This window comes from Rhizobium sp. 62_C5_N11_2 (assembly GCF_051811185.1).
GTDB lineage: Bacteria > Pseudomonadota > Alphaproteobacteria > Rhizobiales > Rhizobiaceae > Rhizobium > Rhizobium leguminosarum.
The window spans coordinates 387,256-408,942 of sequence record NZ_JBPWPW010000002.1; the positions used below are offsets into that span (position 1 = coordinate 387,256).

Genomic DNA, 21,687 nt, shown 5'->3' on the forward strand with positions numbered 1-21,687 from the left:
CGGGTCCTCGCGGCGGAGCAGGCGCGGCAGGGTACGTGTGGGAGATGAATGTGAGAGAGGTCGGAAATTTGTCAGCCAAACCCGCCTAGGCGCAGCGGGTGTGTCGTGCCTATTACCAATGGAAAACAGCCGGGGTCATTATGAGTTCAAAGCAGGTTCCCAAAGACATCCTTGCCGCTATTCGCAAATATACTGAAGACTATTGGGATGATGATGCGGACATGGTTCAGCATACCGTTGATGAGGAGATTGCCGCGTACATAGCGTTGCAGGCGGTTGAATTTGGCGCAGCCGCGTCTGTCAGACAGAAGATCATCGACGGCGCCGCCGAGGCGACGGAAAGCTGGCAAGAGCGGCTGGCGATTGTCGAGGGCGAGGTTGCCGCGTTTCGGGAGCTGCAGCAGGATTTCGATCAAGTCCCGCCGGCGCTGATACGTAAGCTGAAGGCGGAAACCGCACGGGAGCACCCGGCTGATTATGGCAGCCAGCGCGATGCCGTGGTCAGCGGCGTCAATACCTACCTCCACACAGAAGAGGTCAAGGCCCAGATCGGTCCGATCAGTGAACTGCTGGTGAAAATGGAACAGATCATCGGCAACGAATGCTACAACAGCAAAATACAGAACTACGGCCCCGGCGGCGTCTGGCAGGGCGAAGGCCGGTCGTTCCGCTATCCGGTGAAGTTTCTGGATGGCGATGAGGTCGTGAAGCGCTGGTCGGTTTACGATATTCCGCCGGAAGTCCTCATCACCGGCCGATATCAATTCGGCAGCAACGAACTCAGCATCTTCAGGGCACTGGCCAAGGTCGTCGAAATGATCGAGCGGGAATATGGCGTGCGCCTTGCGGATGCGAAGCCGAAGGCGAAGTCGAAGGCGTAGGCCGGACGAGGCTCTAGGCTTCGCCCCGAGCCCCTGTTCGCCGATCCCGTTTGCAGGGTCTCGTCCCGCGCGGGTGACGATCCTTCGCGCAAGGATCAGGAGGGCTCGGGAGCCACCACCAAAGCAGGCCCTTGCTTCGCTGTTTCCGCCGCCGCCCTCATCGGGTGAGGGTGACGGACGGCTCCAGACGAAGCAGGCTGACCGATAGCATGATCTATACAGATCCGGGCCGCAGTCGCGGCGGACCTTGACGGTATCGTCAGCGCAGGAAATCGAAATTGGCCACCGGCTGATTGTGCGCCAGGCCGCGGGCGCGCAGCGAAGCGTCGGCGCCGGCATAGCCGGATTTGAGCAGCAGGCGCTGCTCGTCATCGGAAAAGGGATTCAGGCGGGTGCGCAGGGCGGCGGCCGCCGCGGCCTCCTCGGCGGAGAGCGGGAGCGGGTCTGGCACGGCGTAGTGGGCGGGCGCCGCGTCGATACTCCAGTAGGCGACCTGCCGCTGTCCCCGGTTGGCCATGCCGAACAGGATGCGCCGCCGGGAATGCTCGGCCTGCTGCTGAATCAGACTGAGCGTCCTAAACATCTGGCCGATCCAGCGTCCCGAGGGGCGGCCGACTTCCGGGATCGTGCGGCCGGCATTGCTGACCAGGATGGTCCGGCACCGCTTCCATACGCGTTCGAGACCGAGATTGTCATAGATGCCGCCATCGGCAAGAACGGCGGTCGTGGTGAAAGGCGCCCGGTGGAGGTCGGCGCCGGCCGTGCCCCGCACGGACTCGCCCGACAGGTCGATACGCACCGGTGACAGGATCGGGGGGAAGGCCGACGATGCCGCAACGACGCGCGCCAGCGGAATGACCGGCCTGTCGATCAGGCCCACGCGGTAGTCGGCCGCGTAGCTCTTTCCGAAGCGCCAGCCGCTGCCGGTTTGCAGATTCGTAGCCATGAAGGTGAAGCGCGGGGAATCGGTGATGTCCTGCAGGCACGCCCCCTCGAAGAGATGGCGGTCATAGGCGCGGACAAGGCTGTCACCGGCGCTGCAGCCGGGCAGCAGACCGTAGAGGGCGGCCTTGATATCGATCCCCTTGCCGGCAAAACGCAGCAGGGGCGAGACAAACAGCTCATCGAGATTGACCGCGCGGCCATCGTCATCGAAGCGCAGGGCGGGCCAGCGCAGCGCCAGCAGGCCGGCGGTGATCGAACCACCGGAGACGCTGGCGACCTCCGCGAGACGCGGCAGGAAGCTGAGCTGGTTGAGGCGAATAATGGCCCCGACGTGGTAAATCATCGCGCGGTAACCCCCGCCGGACAGGCAAAGGCCGATGGTGTCTTCCAGCTTGCCGGCCTGCAGGAAATCGTCCTGTGCGGCGTGGGCCGCGAACAGGCTCTGGATGTCCTGCGCCAAGGTGATATCGTTCATGCGGCATCTCCGCCGGGGAGCTGGATGTCCCTGCCCGCGAGCAGAACAAGCAGCTGTCCATCATCCCCCGCGATAGCCATCAGGGCCGGAACGCCCTCGCTCTCCAGCTCCTCGGTCAGCCAGCACAATTGCCGGATGTCGGTGGCGCTGGGGCCGGTTGACGAGCCCCGCGGATGGGAATGCCATTCGCCCACATAGCGGACCTGATACAGCGACCGTTCGGCGGCGGCCGTGACCGCAGCCGCCAGCCCCGACACGCCGCGTTCGAAAGCGGTAACGCTCCCCGTGCTGTCCTGCGGTGCCGGTAAAGCAAAGACGACGTGAACCGCGCGGCGGCTCGTGTCGGTGATCCCCAGAAGAACGCCGCCGGTTTCACGCGGCAGGCCCGCCGCACGAAGAGCGGCAATCTGGCGCGCGAGTTCCTGGTCGTACGACACGGTCCAGTCGCCGAGGGCGATCCGGCGCATGGGAGAGCCGGGCTGCCCGGACAGGCTGACGGTAAGGTTGTCGCCCAGCGTCCAGACGCGGACGGCCGCTTGCGGGGTGGAAAGCGCGTCGGTGATCGCCTGCGCAGCGATCGCACTCAGCAGCGCCGCCCGCGCCGCCGGGATGCGGTTCGTCGCGGCGCGGCAAGAGCCGCTGTACCGGATGCCGGCCTCGGCCTGAAGGTGTGCCGCCAGCTGCGGATCAGTCTGGACGAGGCGGTGATACTGCGCTTCCAGGTCGCGCAGCGTGATGTCCGGATCGGCGCCTTCGGCCAGGAGCACGACCGCCGTTCCGGCGGGGTTGAAAAAGGCGGACAGGCGGCGCGCGCCGGGGCGCGGCAGATCGGCAAGATGCCGCGACACGGCGACGGAGGCCGAGGCATCGATGATGATCTCCGCGCCGGCCAACGCGGCGTCGATATCCGCGGCCAGCTCTTCTCGCGGATGGAGGATATTCGCCTGAAAAAACCTGACCGGCTCGCCGAGCAAGGCGCCGACGCGGTGCGCCAGGCCCAAGCCCTTGGACCTGCCGACATCAATCGGGTAGAGCGCATGGCGGGCAAGGTTGTGCGGCAGCAGATTGTCATGATCGATCATCGTCCAGTCGAACCGGCCCTCGCGCGCGAGGTTGACCGCCAGCTGCGATCCCAGCGAGCCGGCACCGACCAGGACGCAGCGGCCGCCTGTCAGGCTGGGCCTGACGCCTGTCAGGCTGGGCCTGCCCACTGATCATTGCGCCGACAGCGCGGTCAAATCCCAGATGGACATCGGCGGGCGAGATGGGAAGGCCGGGCATGGCCGTGCCGGCAGCCACGCCGACCATCCTGACATAGCCGCTGCCTGAGCCCACATTGCTGTCATTGCGCGCGAGAACGCCGAGGGCGACGCCGACATCTCCGGCGGAATCGTGGGTGATGAAAGCGCGCAGGTCGTCGGCCTGGCGGCCGTCGTCCCCGGCGACCGGGAAGGCGATCACAAGGGCGATCCGCGCCTGGAGGCGGCGGACGGCCGTGGCATCAAGCCCGGCCCATTCGATGACGCGGGCGCGGAGTTCGACGCCAAGATCGATCCCGCAGCCCTGCAGCTGCCGCGCAAGCGCATCCAGCGTCTGCGGGGCGTGCTGCAGGCGCTGCATACCCTGCGGCGCGGCGCGCAAGGGGACGACCACGAACTGCGGATCAGGGCTGTTCCCGCCCGGCCGCACGAACTCGGTGACGATGATCGTCTCGTGCTCATTGCGGAGATGGCCGACCAGTTCGGCAGGAAGGTCGGCCGGCGTCAGGGCGGCCGCCGGCAGGATGATGGTCGCCGGGTTGCGGAAGAAAAGGGGTTCCAGCGGCTGCGCCGTATCATGAAGCTCGCCGCGGGCCGCCTTGGCGAGCCAGAGCTGGATGCGACGGATAAAGTCCGCGGGCGTGAAGGCCAGCCGCGCTTCCGCCCATGGCCGGTCGTCGATGCACAAGGCACGCGGCGTGTCGTCCGGCGTCCAGTTCTGGTGCATGGTTTCCGGGAAATCAGGGCGCAGCGCCAGGACCGCCGGCTGCTCGCCGCCCGTCCCGAAGACCACGGCCACCGGCTCCACGCCGCGGATCGGCGCGGCCAGGTCCTGCGGGCGCTCGACCTCGATGTCGAGGTGAAGCGCTGCCAGTGCGCCATCGTTGGACTGCCGCGCGGCGACCAGCGTGACGGATGGCACGAGGCCGGAGGCGACATGCGCGATAAGCGCCCGCGCGGCATCGGGCGCGACCGCGTCCGGTGCCACCGGCTGCCCGAAAGCTGGCCACCAGGGATGAAGCGCTGCCGTCATCCTCAGCCCGCCCGCGCCGGGGTGGAGATGATGCTGGCCGCGCCGGCCACGGCCGAGACGGTCAGGAGCTGCGCGCCGCGGCCCGTGACCTCGATGCTGAGCGGCTTAGGGCGGGCCGTCGAGGGCGATTCCATGGTCACCTTGAACGATCCGTCGGCGCGGCGCGCGACCTCCTTGTAGTAGTTGCCGGCCTGCCGATGGGGCGGCTGGACATCGGCGTCTTCATCCGTCCCCTTGAGCGGCATCGGCTTGCTGGTCGACACCATGATGTGGCGCTCGCGCCCCTGCGTCTCGCACAGCCACTCGACGTGCTCCGTGGGCTCGGTTTCATCCTCGCCCTTGGTCCAGCCGATCGCCGTGTAGGAGCAGTGATGCGGGACCTTGAAAATGTCCCACAGCAGGCGGTCTTCACGCCCGTGGCGCTTTGTGTTCAGGACGATCTGGTCGATGGAGTCGGCGTGGATGTCCGACATGAACAGCGCATAGGTCTCGCGGCCGCCTTCGAGGAACGTGGCCTGGAAGACGACGCTGTCCTGATTCCGGTCAACAATCCCATTCTCGTTCTGACGCCAGCCGAAAGGGCTGTGGATGAAGAACTCGGCCTGTTCCGTCCCGTACTTGGAAAAGCCGGGAACGACCTGGCCCGCGTCGGTGATGAGGTGCGCCCGCGATTCCAGCGAGAGACCCTGCTTCGCCAGCCAGTCGGCCAGCTTTTTCGGGCGCGAGAAAACACGGATGCCGTAGCCCTGCCGCAGCCGGTGGCGTGCTTCCTGCCGGACAATTCGGGCGCTGTCCTCGCAGCCATCCTCCAGGATGGCGGCCGCGGGCACCCACAGTTCCTTGATCTTGATGCGTCCTTCGCCCTGGTATTTCGCGGCGTGGTCGAGCCAGAAGAAATCGCCCGCCCCGCAACAGTGATCGTCGTCCAGATGGGTGAAGCAGACGACGTCATAGTTGTCCCGGCCGGCGGCCCGCAGGTCGGCCTTCAGTTCGACGGGAAGGTCGATCCGCTTGTCATAGGGGTCGTTGTCGTTCCGCATATCGGCATAGTCGACCAGCATCTTCTTGCCGTCGGCAAAATCGATCCGGGTGCAGTCGGCATTGCCGAGAGCGTGGAAGGTCAGCTTCGCAGGCATATTCATCTCCTGTGGTCCGCAGCTCTGCCGGGACGGTTCGGTGCTGGTCGCGGCAGCGCCGGGCGGTCACGGGAGGGGAAAATCCCCGAATCTTGTTGACCACGGCCTGCTGATGGGATAAGAAACTATATTCGTATAGTTTTGATGTCAATATAGTTTCTATACCCTTTTATGGTGGTCACAATGGAGAATGAAAACCCCGGCATCCGATGGGGTGTGGAGCAGCGGCTCGAATTCATCGAGTTCCGTCTTTTCTGGGAGGGCGGGGTCAACCGGTCGGACATCATCGACGTGTTCGGCGTGTCGGTGCCGCAGGCCTCGAAAGACCTCTCGCTCTATCAGGAGCGCGCGCCGGGGAATGTGGAATATGACAAGAGCGGCAAGCGCTACGTCGCCGCCAAAGATTTCGAGCCGCGCTTTCTGAAACCTGATCCAGATGCCTACCTGTCGCGGCTGCGCTCGCTGGGCGAAGGGCTGTCGATGCCCGTTGAGTCCTGGATCGCCAATCCCCCGAAGACCGACATCGCCCTCACCCCGAAGCGGGACATCAATACAGACGTGTTACGGGCCGTGCTCGAAGCGGTGCGCGACCACCGGTCGATCGAAATCCTGTACCAGTCCATGAGCAAGCAGCGGCCCGACCCGGTCTGGCGCCGCATTACGCCCCATGCCTTCGGCTATGACGGCTTTCGCTGGCACGCGCGGGCCTTCTGCCACATCGACGGCAAGTTCAAAGATTTCCTGCTGCCGCGGGCGCTGGAAGCCCGCGCATCGGACGAGCCAAGGGCGTCGGGGGACGAGGACAAGCTTTGGCACGAATATTTCAGTTTTGAGATCGTCCCCCATCCCGATCTCACGCCCAGCCAGCAGATTGTTGTGGCAAAAGATTATGGAATGATCGATGGAAAATGCGTTCTGTCGGTGCGATACGCTATGCTGTTTTATGTTCTTCGCCGACTCGGTCTATTGGGAGATGCTTCAAAAGAACCAGCGAGACGACAACATATAGTTGTTTCAAGCCTCAGTGACGTGCAAACTGCGCTGGCGCGCGCGGAATTCTTTGAAAACAATACGGAAAATGCGGCGGCGCGCAGGGGTATTTATGATTCGGCTTAAAGATATTAAAGGGGGGGCGTTCGTTCGCGGTGTCGTGCCGCAGCAGCCCGTCCAGATCATATCGGTCGACTGGATTGGCCAGCAGGCCGTCAATGTCGTGTTCCGGGATCAGAACGGTGCCGTTGCCGAAGGCACGCTGTATCGCGATGACGAGCATCGCCTTGAGCTCGATGCGCGCGGCCGGCTCTGGACGTTTGAAGCCGACGGCGGGCTTCTCCGCCTCGTCACCGAAGCCAACCGGATCAAGCTCGCCCACTACTTCGATCCTTATCTGGCCATTCACACGAGTCTCGTCGATCCGCTGCCTCACCAGATTTCGGCGGTGTACGGCGAGATGCTGCCGCGCCAGCCGCTGCGGTTCCTGCTGGCCGATGATCCGGGCGCGGGCAAAACCATCATGGCCGGCCTGCTCATCAAGGAACTCATCGCGCGCAGCGACCTGGAGCGCTGCCTCGTCGTTGCGCCGGGCAGTCTTGTCGAACAGTGGCAGGACGAGCTGGGAGAAAAGTTCAACCTGGAATTCGATATCCTGACCCGCGACATGATCGAGACCTCGCGGTCGGGCAATCCCTTCAACGACCATAATCGTCTGATTGTCCGCCTCGACGTGCTAGCGCGGAACGAGGAGCTGCAGGACAAGCTGCTGAAGTCGCAGGAATGGGACCTCATCATCTGCGATGAAGCGCACCGGATGTCCGCCACCTATTTCGGCGGCGATGTGAAATACACCAAGCGCTATCAGGTCGGGCAAAGGCTCGGTCAGATTTGCCGCCATCTCCTGCTCATGTCGGCAACGCCTCACAACGGCAAGGAAGAAGACTTCCAGCTGTTCATGGCCTTGCTTGACGGGGACCGGTTCGAGGGGCGCTTCCGCGACGGCGTGCATTACGCCGATACCGAAGACATGATGCGGCGCCTCACGAAGGAGGAACTGCTGCGGTTTGACGGCCGTCCACTCTTTCCCGAGCGCCGCGCCTACACCGTCAAATACGAACTCTCACCGAAGGAAGCGGCTCTCTACAGCGCGGTGACGGACTATGTCCGGACGGAGATGAACCGGGTGCAGCGGTTTGCCGACGGCGACAACAAGAAGCGCAACAATGTCGGCTTCGCCTTGCAGATTCTGCAGCGACGCCTCGCCTCATCGCCGGCGGCCATTTACCAGTCGCTGAAACGCCGGCGGGAGAGACTGGAGAATGAACTGGCCGAGGCGCGCCTTGCGGTACGCGGCCGTCCGGGCGGCGCCATCGGCGATACCGGCGTCAGCAGCGAAGTTCTCCGCAATATTGAGGAATACGGACAGGAGGAAGTGGACGAGCTGGAAGACATCATCTCCACCGGCGCGACCACGGCGGAGACCATCGATCAGCTCGCCATCGAAGTCAAAACGCTCAATGGCCTGGAGCAGATGGCGCTGGGCGTCCTTCGCTCCGGCGAAGACACCAAGTGGACGCAGCTCAATCGCATCCTCGACGATGATTTGATGATCGATAGCCACGGCAATCGTCGCAAACTCATCATCTTCACCGAACCCAAGGATACGCTGCACTACCTCGTCGACAAGGTGCGGTCGCGCCTAGGCAATCCTGAAGCCGTGGACGTCATCCACGGCGGGGTGACGCGCGAGGAACGCCGCAAGGTCATCGAACGGTTCATGCAGGACCGCGATATGCTGGTCCTCATCGCCAACGATGCCGCCGGCGAAGGTGTGAACCTCCAGCGCGGGCATCTGATGGTCAACTATGACCTGCCATGGAACCCGAACAAGATCGAGCAGCGCTTCGGCCGCGTTCACCGTATCGGCCAGACCGAGGTCTGCCATCTCTGGAATATTGTCGCCGCCGACACCCGCGAGGGCGAGGTCTATGCGCGGCTGCTTGAAAAGCTGGAAGCGGCCCGCGAGGCGCTGGGCGGCAGGGTCTACGACGTCCTTGGGGAGCTGTTTGAGGGGGTCGCGCTCAAGGATCTTCTCTTCCAGGCCATTCAATACGGCGAGCAGGAGGATGTCCGCGCGCGCCTGTTCCGGCAGGTCGACGGCGCGGTCGATCAGCAGCACCTGCTGGAGCTTCTGAAGCGCCGCGCCCTGACCAACGACACTATGCCCGAGGCCAGGGTGCATGAACTGCGCCTGGAGATGGAACGGGCGGAGGCACTGCGCCTGCAGCCGCATCACATCCAGAGCTTTTTCGTCGAGGCTTTTCAGCATCTCGGCGGGCGTCTGAAAAAGCGGGAGGAAGGGCGATGGGAAATCACTCATGTGCCTGTCCGCATCCGCGAACGAGACCGGCAAACAGGCAGCGGCACGCCCATTCAGAAAAAGTATGAGCGCATCTGTTTCGAGAAGAGCGCCATCAACCAGCAGCCCGTCGCCACATTCGTATGCCCGGGCCACCCGCTTCTTGAGGCCGTGATCAGCATCGTCCGCGAGGACTACGACCAGCTGATGAAGCAGGGCGCCGTCCTTGTCGACGATACGGACATGGGCTCGGAGCTTGCGGCGATTTTCCTGCTTGAGCACAGCGTTCAGGACGGACGCCTGACCAGCACCGGCAAACCGCACATCATCTCGCAAAACCTCCAGTTCGCTTCCGTCGACAAGCAGGGCCGCACGACGAATGCCGGCATCGCGCCCCACCTCAATCTCCGCCCGGCCACGCCGGACGAGATCAGGCTGGTCAACGATTGCCTGGACGAACCCTGGCTGACGGCGGACCTGGAGCGCACCGCCGTGCAGTTTGCGACGGTAGAGCTGGCTCAAGGCCACGTTGCCGAGGTGAAGGCGCGCCGCATCCCCGAGATCGACAAGGTCGAGCAGGAAGTGAAGGCGCGCCTCAAGAAGGAGATCAATTACTGGGACAGCCGGTCCTTCGAGCTGAAGGAGGAGGAGAAAGCCGGTAAGAAAACGCGCCTGAACTGGCAGAATGCCGAGCGCCGGGCCGAGGACCTGGCAGAACGGCTCAAGCGCCGTCAGATGCAGCTTGAACAGGAGAAGTTTATCTCCTCGCAGCCCCCCCGCGTAAGGGGCGGCATGGTTGTGATACCGCGCGGGCTGCTCGCAGCGCGTGGTGGAGTGGCGGCACAGAATGGGGGAGCGCCTGCCGGCTTCGCGGAGGACCCTGCGGCGCGCCGGGAGATCGAGATACTGGCCATGAATGCCGTCATGGCGGCGGAGCGCGCTCTCGGCAACTCGCCGAGCGACGTGTCCGCCCAGAAGATCGGCTACGATATCGCCTCGCTCGCGGCGAACGGCGAACACCTCAGGTTCATAGAGGTGAAGGGCCGTATCGACGGTGCCGACAGCATCATGGTGACGCGGCAGGAGGTTATCACCTCGCTGCACGAACCCGACAAATTCATTCTCGCCGTTGTCCAGGTTGAGAATGGATTCGCCCGGGAGCCGCGGTACGTCCGCAGGCCGTTCACGCAGGAGCCGGAGTTCGGGATAACCGCCATCCAGGTGAATCTCGACGGCCTGCTGGCGCGATCGGAGCCGCCCCGATGACGGCTCCCTTTTCGCAGTTCGCCATTCTTGCGCCCGTTCCGCTGGAGCATCTCCAGTCTGGGAAGCTTATCGCCGACGCGGAAGGGTTTGTCGCCTTCGGCTCCCGCAAATGGGAGCTCTTCCGCAAGGTGGACGAACTCCGTAACGGGGCGGCGGTGCCGGTTCTGATTTATCCCTCGCACGAGGACGTTCCGGCCAAGGACAGCTTCATCGTGTCATGGTTCGGCCTGTATGTCGGCGCGCAGGAGACAGGGAATGGCGCTCATCCCCTCGGAATGAAGCACCGCCCGCCGACCACCGGCCAGTACGGCGCCGACAATAAAGGCCACTGGGCCGTGTTCTGGCACGTTAAGGACCTGGCCGAACTGCCACACAGCCAGAAGATGCCGATTTCTGCGGTTCAGACCGTTAAAGGCGGCTGGCGCAAAGACAAACCTCCCAGAGGGCCTGAGCTGGTGGCCATGCCCTCAACAATTAACTTTCCGGTGTAGATGATGAGCAAGCCATACAAGAAAAAACTGATCGAAGTCGCCATTCCGCTTGAGGCGATCAACACCGCGTCGGCGCGGGAGAAATCGATCCGGCATGGGCATCCTTCGACGTTGCATCTGTGGTGGGCGCGGCGGCCGCTGGCGGCTTGCCGTGCGGTGCTGTTCGCGCAGTTGGTGGATGATCCCTCCAGTCATCCGGATCAGTTTCCGACTCCCGAGTCGCAGGAAGTTGAGCGCAAGCGCCTCTTCGCGATCATCGAGGACCTGGTGAAGTGGGAGAATTCGACCAACGAGGAAGTGCTGGAAAAGGCACGCGCGGAGATTCGCAAGAGCTGCGGCGGTGAACTGCCGCCCGTTTATGACCCGTTCTCCGGCGGTGGGTCGATTCCGTTGGAGGCACAGCGGCTAGGCCTACCGGCTTATGGGTCCGACCTGAACCCGGTCGCGGTGATGATCGGCAAAGCGATGATCGAGATCCCGCCGAAGTTTAAAGACCACCCGCCGGTCCACTCCGGGGTTAAGGATCGGTCTTTCTATCGCAATGCCGAAGGTCTTGCTGAGGATGTAAAATACTATGGCGAATGGATGCGCACGAAGGCATGGGAGCGGATCGGGCACATTTATCCGCAAGTGGACTTGCCTCGGGAGTATGGGGGCGGCAAAGCCGACGTGATTGGGTGGATTTGGTCGCGATCCGTGCCGAGCCCAGACCCCGCGTTTTCAGACGTTCAAGTTCCTATTGCGTCAAGCTTTCTGCTGAGTTCCAAGGCAGAGAAAACAGCTTGGCTCGAACCCGTTGTTGACCGGGCAAGTAAGACGATTTCTTTCAAGGTTCGCTTCGGCGGTACGAAGTTACAGCTTGACGGCGCAAAGAACGGGACGAAAGAAGCTCGTGGTGCCAATTTCCGGTGCCTGATTTCAGACGCAGCCATCACGCCGAGTTACGTGAAGCAATGTGCCCGAGATGGAAAAATGGGCCGCATTTTGCTCGCTGTCGTAGCCAGCTCCAAGGCTGGTCGGACGTTTGCGGAGGCAAGACTGGATCAAATAGACCTCGCTAACTCTGTGGCTCCCAATTGGAAACCAGAAACTCGTCTGCCGAACCATTCTCAGTACATTGGCGTGTTAGGCTATGGATATGAGACCTTTGGTCAGCTTTTCACGGACCGACAGCTGGTTGCCTTGAATACCTTCTCTGATCTTCTGGACGAAGTCAGGGCTGAAATTGGAGGCTCAGGCGCCTATTCAGCTGCCGTGATAACTTATCTCGCACTAGCGATCAGCAGATTAACCGATAGCTGCAATTCGCATTGTCGCTGGGCCGCAGACAAGATTCAGCTCAAAAATATGTTCGGGCGCCAAGCAATCCCGATGACTTGGGATTATTTTGAAGCTAACCCCTTTTCTGGCACGGCTGGTGATTTCCTAGTAAGCGCAACAACCGTATCAAAGGCAGTTGAAAGATGGTCGGGCGGACCACAGGGCAGCATTAAGAATATTGAAGCGCAGAGCGCATCCTACACAAAAGAAATGGTTATTTCTTCAGATCCACCATATTACGACAACATACCGTATGCTGATTTGTCTGACTTCTTTTACAGTTGGATGAGGAGGATGCTTCGACCGATCTATCCTGACCTCTTCGAGACTGTTGCTGTGCCGAAAATGGAGGAGTTGGTTGCGGACCGCGTGAGACACAACAGTGCCGAGAACGCGGAACAGTTTTTCCTGTCCGGGATGACTGCCGCGATCACCCGTATGGCTGTCGATTCGAGCGATAATTTCCCGGCTACGATTTACTATGCGTTCAAGCAGAGTGAAATCGAACAGGAAGGAATTAGCTCCACCGGCTGGGCGACATTCTTGCAAGCAATCTTGGATGCAGGATATTCTGTTGTCGGTACTTGGCCTATGCGAACTGAAATGGCCAATCGCATGAGGGCATCTGACTCCAACGCCCTCGCCAACTCGGTTGTTCTCGTCTGCCGCAAGAAGGAAGCCACGGCTGAGGTCATTACCCGTGCCGAGTTTATCCGTGCATTGAAGCGCGAACTGCCTCCGGCTATCGCTGAACTTCAGGTCGCCAACATTGCCCCCGCCGATATGCCGCAATCGGCTATCGGTCCCGGCATGGGCGTCTTCTCGCGCTACAAAGCCGTGCTCGAATCCGACGATAGCCCGATGACGGTGAAGGCCGCACTGCAGTTGATAAACCGGGAACTAGACGAATATCTCGGCGGTATTCAGGGAGAATTCGATCCTGACACCCGTTTTGCCATTACGTGGTTTGAGCAAAACGGACTAAAGGCCGGCGAGTATGGGATCGCCAATAGTATTGCAACCGCACGTGGCATTTCGGTCGAGAGCGTTAAACACGCCGGAATCGTTGAGAGCGCTGCGGGAAAGGTGCGCGTGTTCAAGCGTGATGAGCTTGCCCCTGATTGGAACCCAGACACTGATACACACCTGACTATTTGGGAGTGCCTTCAGCACTTGGTCCGGCTGCATGAGAAAGACGGTATCTCGCATAACACCGCGGTCGTGCTGAAGAAGATCGGAGACAAGGCTGAGGCGGTGAAAGACCTTGCCTACTGCCTGTACGATATCTGCGCGAACAAGCGGCAGGATGCCAAGGAAGCCACGGCTTACAATGCCCTTATAGCGGACTGGACCGAACTGACCCGCGAGGCGGCAACTATCCATGACACGCGCGGCGACGGCCAGACGCGGATGAATTTTTAAGGGGCGTATTTTATGGCTAAGAGCACGCGTCAGCACGTATTTGAAGGTATGGAACTGTTGCCGGAGGGGCTGATCCCCTTCGTTGAGAAGCGTTTGGAATCTTCGCTGTCCGGCCATTGGCAGGTCGAAGTTGTTCAACGTGTTCAGGGATTGAAGCCGAATAGCCAGGGCACGGCTATCGCCTGGGACCAACAGGGCTTGCTCAAGGCCATGATGGCGTTCTGGAAGGATGCCTTCGGAACGGTGCTGGGCCATCCCGAACGCTCCTATGTGTCAGAGCTGTTGGACGTCCGCAACAAGCTCGCCCACAACGAGAACTTCACCTACGACGATGCCGAACGGGCGCTGGATACCATGCGGCGCTTGCTGGAAGCAGTGGGTGCCGGCGAAGTCGCTGAGAAAATCAGCGCGTCGCGCGACACCATTCTCCGGACCAAGTACGCAGAGCTTCAGCGGAACGAGGAACGGCGGAAGACGCAGCGGACCGAGATTTCAGTCGAAACCGTGGCAGGGCTGATGCCCTGGCGCGAGGTCGTGGAGCCGCACCAGGACGTGGCGACAGGCGGGTTTCAGCAGGCCGAATTTGCCGCCGACCTTGCCAAGGTGCACAACGGCAGCGCCCCGTCCGAGTATCGCAATCCGCGTGAGTTTTTTGCGCGCACCTATCTGACAGAAGGTCTGAGCAATCTATTGGTCGGCGCCGCCAAGCGGCTTTCCGGCGCCGGTGGCGACCCGGTTGTCGAATTGCAGACCAATTTCGGAGGCGGCAAGACGCACTCCATGCTGGCGCTCTACCACATGGTGAGCGGCACGCCGGTAGGCGACCTGCCGGGACTTGACCAGCTCCTGTCGCGCAACGGCCTGACCGTACCCACGAAGATAAATCGCGCGGTGCTCGTGGGCACGTCGCGCGGTCCCCAGGACGTCATCAGCCTCGAAGGCGGCAGGACGATCCGAACGACATGGGGCGAGTTGGCATGGCAACTTGGGGGAGCGGAACTCTTCGACATGGTCGCCGAGAACGATGCGCGCGGCATCGCGCCGGGCTCGAACTTGCTCGAAGCGATCTTTAAGAAATGCTCGCCATGCCTCATCCTGATCGACGAATGGGTTGCCTATCTCCGGCAAATCTACAAGGTTGACGGCCTGCCTTCTGGCTCTTTCGACGCCAACCTGTCCTTCGTTCAGGCTCTCACCGAAGCAGTTAAGGCCAGCCCCGGCACGCTTCTGGTCGCCTCGCTGCCGGCATCGCAGATCGAGGTCGGCGGTGAAGGCGGGCATGAGGCGCTGGCTCGTCTGAAGCAGACTTTCAGTCGCGTCGAGTCGTCGTGGCGTCCGGCCTCGCAGGAAGAAAGTTATGAAATCGTCCGTCGCCGCCTCTTCAAGGAAATCGCCGGCGACAAGTTTCATCACCGCGACAACACGCTGAAGCAATATGCCAAGCTTTATCGGGAAAACTCAAACGACTTCCCGCAGGGATGCGCGGATGAGGACTATCGCCGGAAGCTGGAGAAGGCCTATCCGATCCACCCCGAACTGTTCGATCAGCTGTATACAAGCTGGGGTTCATTGGAAAAATTCCAGCGTACTCGCGGCGTCTTGCGCCTGATGGCCCAGGTCATCCACGAACTTTGGATGGGGAACGACCCTTCGGTCATGATCATGCCCGGCAGCGTTGCGATCAGCTCCGCGCGCGTGGAGCCTGAGCTCCTCCACTACCTCGACACAAGCTGGCAATCGATCATTGCGGGGGATGTCGATGGCATCACATCGACACCTTATAAGGTCGATCAGTCTGCGCCGAACCTCAATCGCTATTCGGCGACGCGCAGAGTTGCTCGCGCCGTATTCATGGGGACCGCGCCGACCCACGGACAGGAAAACAAGGGACTCGACGACAAGCAGATCAATCTGGGAGTGGTGCAGCCTGGAGAGCGTCCGGCCATCTTTGGTGACGCCCTCAGACGGCTGACCAATCAGGCCAAGTTCATGCACAGTGACCTCGGCCGCTACTGGTACTCGATGTCGGCCAGCCTCAATCGAATAGCCGCCGATCGCGCCGGCCAGTTCGAAGAAGCGCTCGTGTTGATGGAAATCGACAAGGCTCTGGTTAGCTACATTAACGGGCTGGGAGATCGAGGGTTTTTTGATGCTGTCCAGATTGCGCCCAGCAGCTCATCAGACGTTCCTGATGAACGCGGAGGGGTCCGAGCGGTCGTCCTTGGCGTCGCGCACCCCCACACTGGGCGCGATGGCTCGGAGGCGCACACAGAGGCCAAGGACATCCTGATGCAGCGCGGCAGCACACCGCGCGTCTACAGGAACATGCTCGTGTTCCTCGCGGCAGAGCAGCGCCAGCTGGATAACCTCAAATCGGCTACGCGGTCATCCCTAGCCTGGGCGGAGATCGTGCGGGAAATCGACCGTCTTAACCTTACGCAAAGCGACAGCGCTTTGGCCAAGTCGAAGCTGGCCGAGGCGAATGAAACCCTCAGGACCCGCATGAAGGAAGCGTGGTGCTATCTGCTCTATCCTGTCCAGGAGAGCGCGCAAGCCGACCTTACATGGACCTCTGCGAAGATACCGGCGCAGGACGGATTGCTGGCCCGCGCGAGCAAGAAGCTGGTCAGCGATGAAGGATTGTTGCCGGAGCTTGGCCCAACGCGCCTGGACCGCGAACTCCAGAAATACATCTGGAATGGCAAATCGCATCTTTCCCTCAAGGATCTGTCGGAATACCTGAACCGTTACACCTACCTGCCCAGGCTGCAAAACCAGCAGGTATTAACAAGGGCCGTTCAGGTAGCAATCTCGGGGATGCTGCCTGGGCCCTTCGCCTACGCTGAGCGTTGGGATGAGACCACGCAAACCTATCACGGTCTGGCCATTGAGAAGGCGGGCAATGTTCCCGTCGTAATCGATAGTGACAGCGTCATCATCAAACCCGATGTTGCGCTTAGTAAGCTTGTTGTCCCGAAGCCCGCGGTATCAGCCGGAATTGATGACGACATTCACGGTCAGACAAGTGAGCCATGGACGGGCGGGTCGACCACCGGCGCTGGCGGCCCGGCAGCGCCGACTCCTGAAAAGCTGCCGACGAGATTCATTGGCACTGTGATGATCTCGGCAGAAAGACCTGCTAGGGAGATTCACCAGATCGTTGAGGCTATCGTCGAGCAGTTGACAACGATGGCGGGCAGTGACGTCTCATTGAAGCTGGAAATTGACGCCGAAGTGCCCGGCGGTTTGGATCGCGCCAAAGTTCGCACTCTCTTGGAGAACGCGACGACGCTTGGTTTTATCGACAAGGTCGTGAGCTAGGCAAAAGGGTCTCGTTTGAAACAACCGTGATCTCATTACTAGGGAGGTGCGGTTGTACGCGGCCAAGAGGTCCACCTTCGTAGGCAAAATCCAAAGGCAGGTACGATCACCCATATCGTGTCTGCCTTATCGGCTGCCGAGCGGCCATAGCTTCGGCTGCTGGGCGACACCAATGGTGTCCCGATACACAGGTACTTCATCGCCATGGCGAGACCCTTCATGCAAAGCAGCGGTTGAATCTACCTTGGTTTCCGATGGTGACCAAACGATTAAAGTACGAACAATTTTTGCCGAAGCAGCTGGTGACTGGAACCAATTGAACGTTCGATCTTCGCAACTGCGCGCATTGGCGACGCTCTTGCGTCGTGCGAACCTGCTTAACCTGAGATTGAAAAAAGTCGTCGGACCTTTATGGTTACGCGGTCGCTCGAATCGAGCTCATGCCGCCCGAGGTTTTCAGTGCTAGTCAACTTATACGAAGTTTCTCAAACCAACGTACGAAGCCCACGGCTCCAGAGAGTGGGAGGAAAAGACGGGATCGCAGGCAATTTTTTTGTTCCTGCCTATCAACGAGGTTACCGCTGGGGGGACCACGAAGTTGACGCTCTGCTGAGCGACATTTACGCTGATGGCAGCCGCGCACCGGCCGACAACTACTGCCTGCAGCCCGTAGTGGTGAAACGGCGTGCTAGCGAAGGAGCCTATGAGCTGATCGACGGCCAGCAACGTCTCACAACGCTTTATCTGATCTACGGCTATCTCAACACTGAAGTCGGGTTGGAGTCCGGTCACCGGTTTTCCCTCATGTACGAAACGCGGCCAGCCAGCCAGGAATATCTGCGGTGTCTCGATGCGGAGCGCATGAACGACAACATTGATTTCTACCATATGCACGAAGCCTACGAGTGCATCAGGGCCTGGTTCGCGGAGACGGCCGCTCGCGTGGGGATGTCTTCTAAACTCATCGCGTTCAAGGTCCTAGATTATCTCGAAAACTTGGTTTACGTCATCTGGTACGAACCAGACAACATCGATGCGACCACGCTCTTCATTCGCCTGAACGTCGGGCGTATTCCCCTTACCAATGCAGAATTGGTCAAGGCGCTGCTGCTTTCCAAGGATCTTGACGCCCACAATTTTCAGCGGCGTGTAGAAATCGGGTCGCAATGGGACGCTATTGAACAGGACCTTCAGCAACCGGAGTTCTGGGCTTTTCTTAGCAATAGCGATGGTGCGGCCTATCCGACTCGTATCGAACTCCTGTTCGATCTCATGGCGAAACGCCGGCCAGATGAAAAAGACCGCTTCTTTACGTTCCTGCATTTCAAGAACGCGTTGGACGGGCGAGCCGAGGCGAGCTCATCGAGCGTGTGGGAGGCGATCGTCCAGTGCTACCAAGTCCTCCGAGAATGGTATGAGGACCGCAATCTCTATCACAAGCTGGGCTATCTGATAACCACCGGGACTTCCCTGCGCCAGCTGCTGGATCTTTCGGAATTGGAGGAGACGAAGTCGGCCTTCGGGCGCGCCGTCGATCAGTTGATAACCCGTTCGATCGGGCTTACCCCGGCAGACATCATGGAGTTGAACTATGAAACCGGTTCCCGGAAATGCGAGAATGTGCTGCTCCTGTTCAACGTCGAGACCGTAAGGCGCCTCAAGCATTCGACCGAGCGATATCCTTTTCATGCCCACAAGAGCGAGAAGTGGTCTCTGGAACACATTCACGCTCAGAATGCTGAATTGCTGACTACGGCCGAGGAATGGCGTCATTGGCTAGTGGATGGCAAGGCGGCGTTGGAGAAGGTGCGCCTTGACGAACTAATTCTAGATTCCGAAAGAAAAGAAGTGATCTCGGAAGTGGAGAAGGCTCTGTCCACACAACTGACCGAAAGCAGGTTCACGAGGCTTTCTCGGAGGGTGACCGCTCTGCTCAGCCCGGAGGGTGATGACGACTCGATTCACGGAATCGCCAACCTCGCTCTTCTTTCCAGGTCCATCAATAGCAGTCTCGGCAACCGAGCATTCGCCGTGAAAAGATTGAAAGTTGTCGATCATGATCGCAAAGGCGCGTTCATACCGATATGCACGAGGCAGGTTTTTCTGAAGTATTACGTCGACGCGGGAAGCGAACAAATGCACTTGTGGAGCCGGGACGATCGGCAAAGTTACTTGGAGGCGTTGATCTCGAAGGATCGGGGCGTAGGACAATATCTGGTTGGTGCACAATGACGAAAAGCTCGTTCCGAAATATGCTTCGTTCTTCGGATATCGCGACGATTGAAATTCCGATAATCCAGCGAGACTTCGCTCAGGGACGGCAGACCATCGAGGTCAAGCGGATACGACAATCCTTCCTTGATGTACTCAAGCACGCGCTGACGGGTGATGAAGAAATCAGCTTGGACTTCGTGTACGGAGATACCAAGGAAGGGCGCTTCATTCCGCTTGACGGGCAACAGCGGCTGACGTCGCTGTACCTGTTGCATTGGTATTTGGCGGTCCGCTGTCGTGTCTCTAATGAAGAACGGAATTTCATCAAGCAATTTACCTATCACACACGCTTTTCGTCACGCGACTTTTGCGCGAAGCTCGCATCGATCAACCCCGTACTGAACGCCGGTCCGATCTCTGAATGGCTTCAGGACCAGCATTGGTTCGCCGGTTCGTGGAGGAAGGATCCCACGATTCAATCTATGCTGGTGGTACTCGACGACATCCAGGCCCTGTTCGCCGAGGTCGGTGACGAAGCCTGCCATGTTGCGTGGAACGGCCTGACGTCCGAGGCCAACCCGAGCATCACGTTCGAAATCCTCTCGCTCGAGGAGATGGGACTTACCGACGAGCTCTACATCAAAATGAATTCGCGCGGGAAGCCGCTCACGGAATTCGAGCACTTCAAGGCGCAATTCGAGCAGGTGTTGAAAGAGTTCGAGGAAGCGTTGCCTGCGACTGGCGAGCAAAGCGGCCACTATTCGGAGTTCACGAGGAAGATCGATCAGGACTGGGCGGATCTGATCTGGCCTTTTCGAGGTGAGAACGACAATGCCGATGAAGAGTTCCTGCGCCTTTTTAGGTTCATTACAGACATCACGATTTGGCGTCATGGCCTTGACGCCCGTCCTGCGGACGAGGGTCTGGAAGCCATTGCCAAGGCGACCTATGGGGGTCCCGAAACGGAAGTCGCGCTTGCTGCCCAGAATTGCCTGTTCTCGGTACTGGACGGCCTCCATGCGGAGTTCGCTTTCGCAACGACCATGGCGGATATCGATAGGTGGTTTCGAGCGCTATTCGCGAGCGACGAACACAGGGCGGGCAGCGTCACCATCTTCGGCGACGTCAATCTCCTCAACGATTGCTGCAGAAGCTACGGGCTTAACCAGGGGCGCAACCGCGCCTTCAGCTTGCCGAGAACTCTCCTGCTTCATGCAGTCATTGAGTACATCGTCGCCGATTTCAGGCCTTCGCGGGACGAAATAAGCGTGAGGATGCGTTGCCTGCGGAACGTCATCTTTGGGTCTCAAAACGAAATCCGCGTCGAGATTTTCCGCGCACTTCTCGACGAAGTCTCTGCCTATATTGTCAGCGGAGATCTGGCGGCGCTCAAGAGCTTCAACCGAGCACAGGTTGAGGAAGAAGTGGCAAAAGCGTCTTTTCTGTCGGCGAACCGATCGGTCAAACTGGGCGAGGCAATGTACCGGCTCGAGGACCACGATCTTCTTCGCGGCAATCTCGCAATGTTCGACTTGAATGTAGACGAGCGGGTGTTCATTCGACGCGCTCGCTCGTTCGACGCTCTTTTCGCGGGAAAAACGTCGTACGAGGAGATAGCGCGAGCACTTCTGGCGTGCGGTGATTACTCGCAAAAGATCGCTGGCGACCGTTTTCAATTCGCAAGTCCATCGCTTCCGAGCGTCTGGCGCGACCTATTCGTGGCGCGGAGCAGACCGGGGGTCGATAACACCAAGACCACGCTTATGAAGCTGTTAGACACAATTCACGACGAAGGCCTCGTCGACATCGAAGCTACCCTTCGAAAGATCGCAGAGGATTATCTGCGGGAGGCTGCGGCGTCGAAGAAATACGACTGGCGGTACTATATGACCAAGTACGCGGCTATGCGCTCGGGGAAGAGCGGTATCTTCATTTCGTCGAGCTACGAGATGGGCTTCGACCTCTGTATGATGGAGCAAACGCGGCTGAGCAGTTACTACTCCGACCCTTACGTCCGCGCGGTGCTGGAACTGGCTGGAGTGCCGCAAGATAAATACTTTTCGGTCTGGCATTACGGTTATGCCGGGTATGAAGCGGATAGTCGCTGGAGTCTTTACTCGTCTAACAATCGGCACTTTGTGCGGGTTACTCAAGAGGGTTTCGAGATCAAATCCGGTCGTAAGTCGAGGATCCAGGCGATCTTGGACGGACACGGTGTTGACGGCGACGGGAGTCTGAACGTTCGTCAATCCACTATCGCTGGTATCGTGTTCGACAGAAAGGACCGCGTTGTGATGGCCGCCGATTTAGTCAGAGAAATAGTCAAAGGCGAAGACTAGACTCGGTGCGACAGCCGCAACGACGAGGTGTCTGTACGAGCGGCGCGACCTTTGGGACACCAGCGTTAATGGCTTCTACGGAAAGTGTTACCCATGTCTCCGGTACAAAACGTCACCTATCTCTCAAGTCGGGCACTTCTGGGTCGGATTCGGTGCGACAAAAATTCTCGGGAGCTCAGGGATCTTGCAACAGAGACACTCTCGATCCTAGAAATCGACGCGCTCAATCCTGC

12 protein-coding genes are annotated in these 21,687 nt (G+C 60.0%); 8 read left to right on the forward strand and 4 right to left on the reverse strand.

The window, feature by feature from the left end; translation table 11 throughout:
• Nucleotides 1–98 precede the first annotated feature (98 nt).
• Complete coding sequence (locus AB8B31_RS25505) at nucleotides 99–881, forward strand: hypothetical protein (protein WP_439007540.1); 783 nt, start codon at nucleotides 99–101, stop codon at nucleotides 879–881.
• Between the two features lie 259 nt (nucleotides 882–1,140).
• Here AB8B31_RS25505 and AB8B31_RS25510 read toward each other — a convergent pair whose 3' ends face one another.
• From AB8B31_RS25510 to AB8B31_RS25525, 4 genes are read right to left on the reverse strand one after another with little or no spacing between them, the layout of a single operon-like run.
• Nucleotides 1,141–2,301: a patatin-like phospholipase family protein gene (locus tag AB8B31_RS25510; RefSeq protein WP_439007541.1), complete on the reverse strand. Its 1,161-nt coding sequence runs from the start codon at nucleotides 2,299–2,301 to the stop codon at nucleotides 1,141–1,143.
• Entirely contained in the window at nucleotides 2,298–3,476 is a 1,179-nt protein-coding gene (locus AB8B31_RS25515; protein ID WP_439007588.1) for a Mov34/MPN/PAD-1 family protein, read from the reverse strand. The genes AB8B31_RS25510 and AB8B31_RS25515 overlap by 4 nt, the downstream gene beginning before the upstream one ends.
• On the reverse strand, nucleotides 3,370–4,593 hold the full coding sequence (locus tag AB8B31_RS25520) for a hypothetical protein (RefSeq protein ID WP_439007542.1): 1,224 nt from the start codon (nucleotides 4,591–4,593) through the stop codon (nucleotides 3,370–3,372). The genes AB8B31_RS25515 and AB8B31_RS25520 overlap by 107 nt, the downstream gene beginning before the upstream one ends.
• 2 nt (nucleotides 4,594–4,595) lie before the next feature.
• Nucleotides 4,596–5,729 (reverse strand): hypothetical protein, encoded by a 1,134-nt coding sequence (locus AB8B31_RS25525; protein WP_439007543.1) that lies wholly within the window; start codon nucleotides 5,727–5,729, stop codon nucleotides 4,596–4,598.
• A gap of 183 nt (nucleotides 5,730–5,912) precedes the next feature.
• Here AB8B31_RS25525 and AB8B31_RS25530 point away from each other — a divergent pair, with 183 nt between their 5' ends.
• The 7 genes from AB8B31_RS25530 to AB8B31_RS25560 all read left to right on the forward strand — a co-directional run bounded on the left by AB8B31_RS25530 (nucleotide 5,913) and on the right by AB8B31_RS25560 (nucleotide 21,454).
• Nucleotides 5,913–6,845, forward strand: coding sequence for a helix-turn-helix transcriptional regulator (locus AB8B31_RS25530; RefSeq protein ID WP_439007544.1), 933 nt, complete (start codon nucleotides 5,913–5,915; stop codon nucleotides 6,843–6,845).
• The gene (locus AB8B31_RS25535) at nucleotides 6,832–10,347 is read left to right on the forward strand and encodes a helicase-related protein (RefSeq protein WP_439007545.1); all 3,516 of its coding nucleotides are present in this window, start codon (nucleotides 6,832–6,834) and stop codon (nucleotides 10,345–10,347) included. Before AB8B31_RS25530 ends, AB8B31_RS25535 begins: the two co-directional genes overlap by 14 nt.
• Nucleotides 10,344–10,838 carry a hypothetical protein gene (locus AB8B31_RS25540; protein ID WP_439007546.1) on the forward strand — a complete coding sequence of 165 codons (495 nt, stop codon included), beginning with the start codon at nucleotides 10,344–10,346 and terminating at the stop codon, nucleotides 10,836–10,838. The genes AB8B31_RS25535 and AB8B31_RS25540 overlap by 4 nt, the downstream gene beginning before the upstream one ends.
• A 3-nt stretch (nucleotides 10,839–10,841) precedes the next feature.
• The gene (locus tag AB8B31_RS25545) at nucleotides 10,842–13,580 is read left to right on the forward strand and encodes a DUF1156 domain-containing protein (protein WP_439007547.1); all 2,739 of its coding nucleotides are present in this window, start codon (nucleotides 10,842–10,844) and stop codon (nucleotides 13,578–13,580) included.
• Nucleotides 13,581–13,592: 12 nt separating this feature from the next.
• Nucleotides 13,593–16,901 carry a DUF499 domain-containing protein gene (locus tag AB8B31_RS25550; protein WP_439007548.1) on the forward strand — a complete coding sequence of 1,103 codons (3,309 nt, stop codon included), beginning with the start codon at nucleotides 13,593–13,595 and terminating at the stop codon, nucleotides 16,899–16,901.
• A gap of 519 nt (nucleotides 16,902–17,420) precedes the next feature.
• A complete protein-coding gene (locus AB8B31_RS25555; protein WP_439007549.1) occupies nucleotides 17,421–19,133 on the forward strand; it encodes a DUF262 domain-containing protein in 1,713 nt (570 codons plus the stop codon).
• Nucleotides 19,130–21,454, forward strand: a complete 2,325-nt coding sequence (locus AB8B31_RS25560) for a DUF262 domain-containing protein (RefSeq protein ID WP_439007550.1) — start codon at nucleotides 19,130–19,132, stop codon at nucleotides 21,452–21,454. The genes AB8B31_RS25555 and AB8B31_RS25560 overlap by 4 nt, the downstream gene beginning before the upstream one ends.
• Nucleotides 21,455–21,687 lie beyond the last annotated feature (233 nt).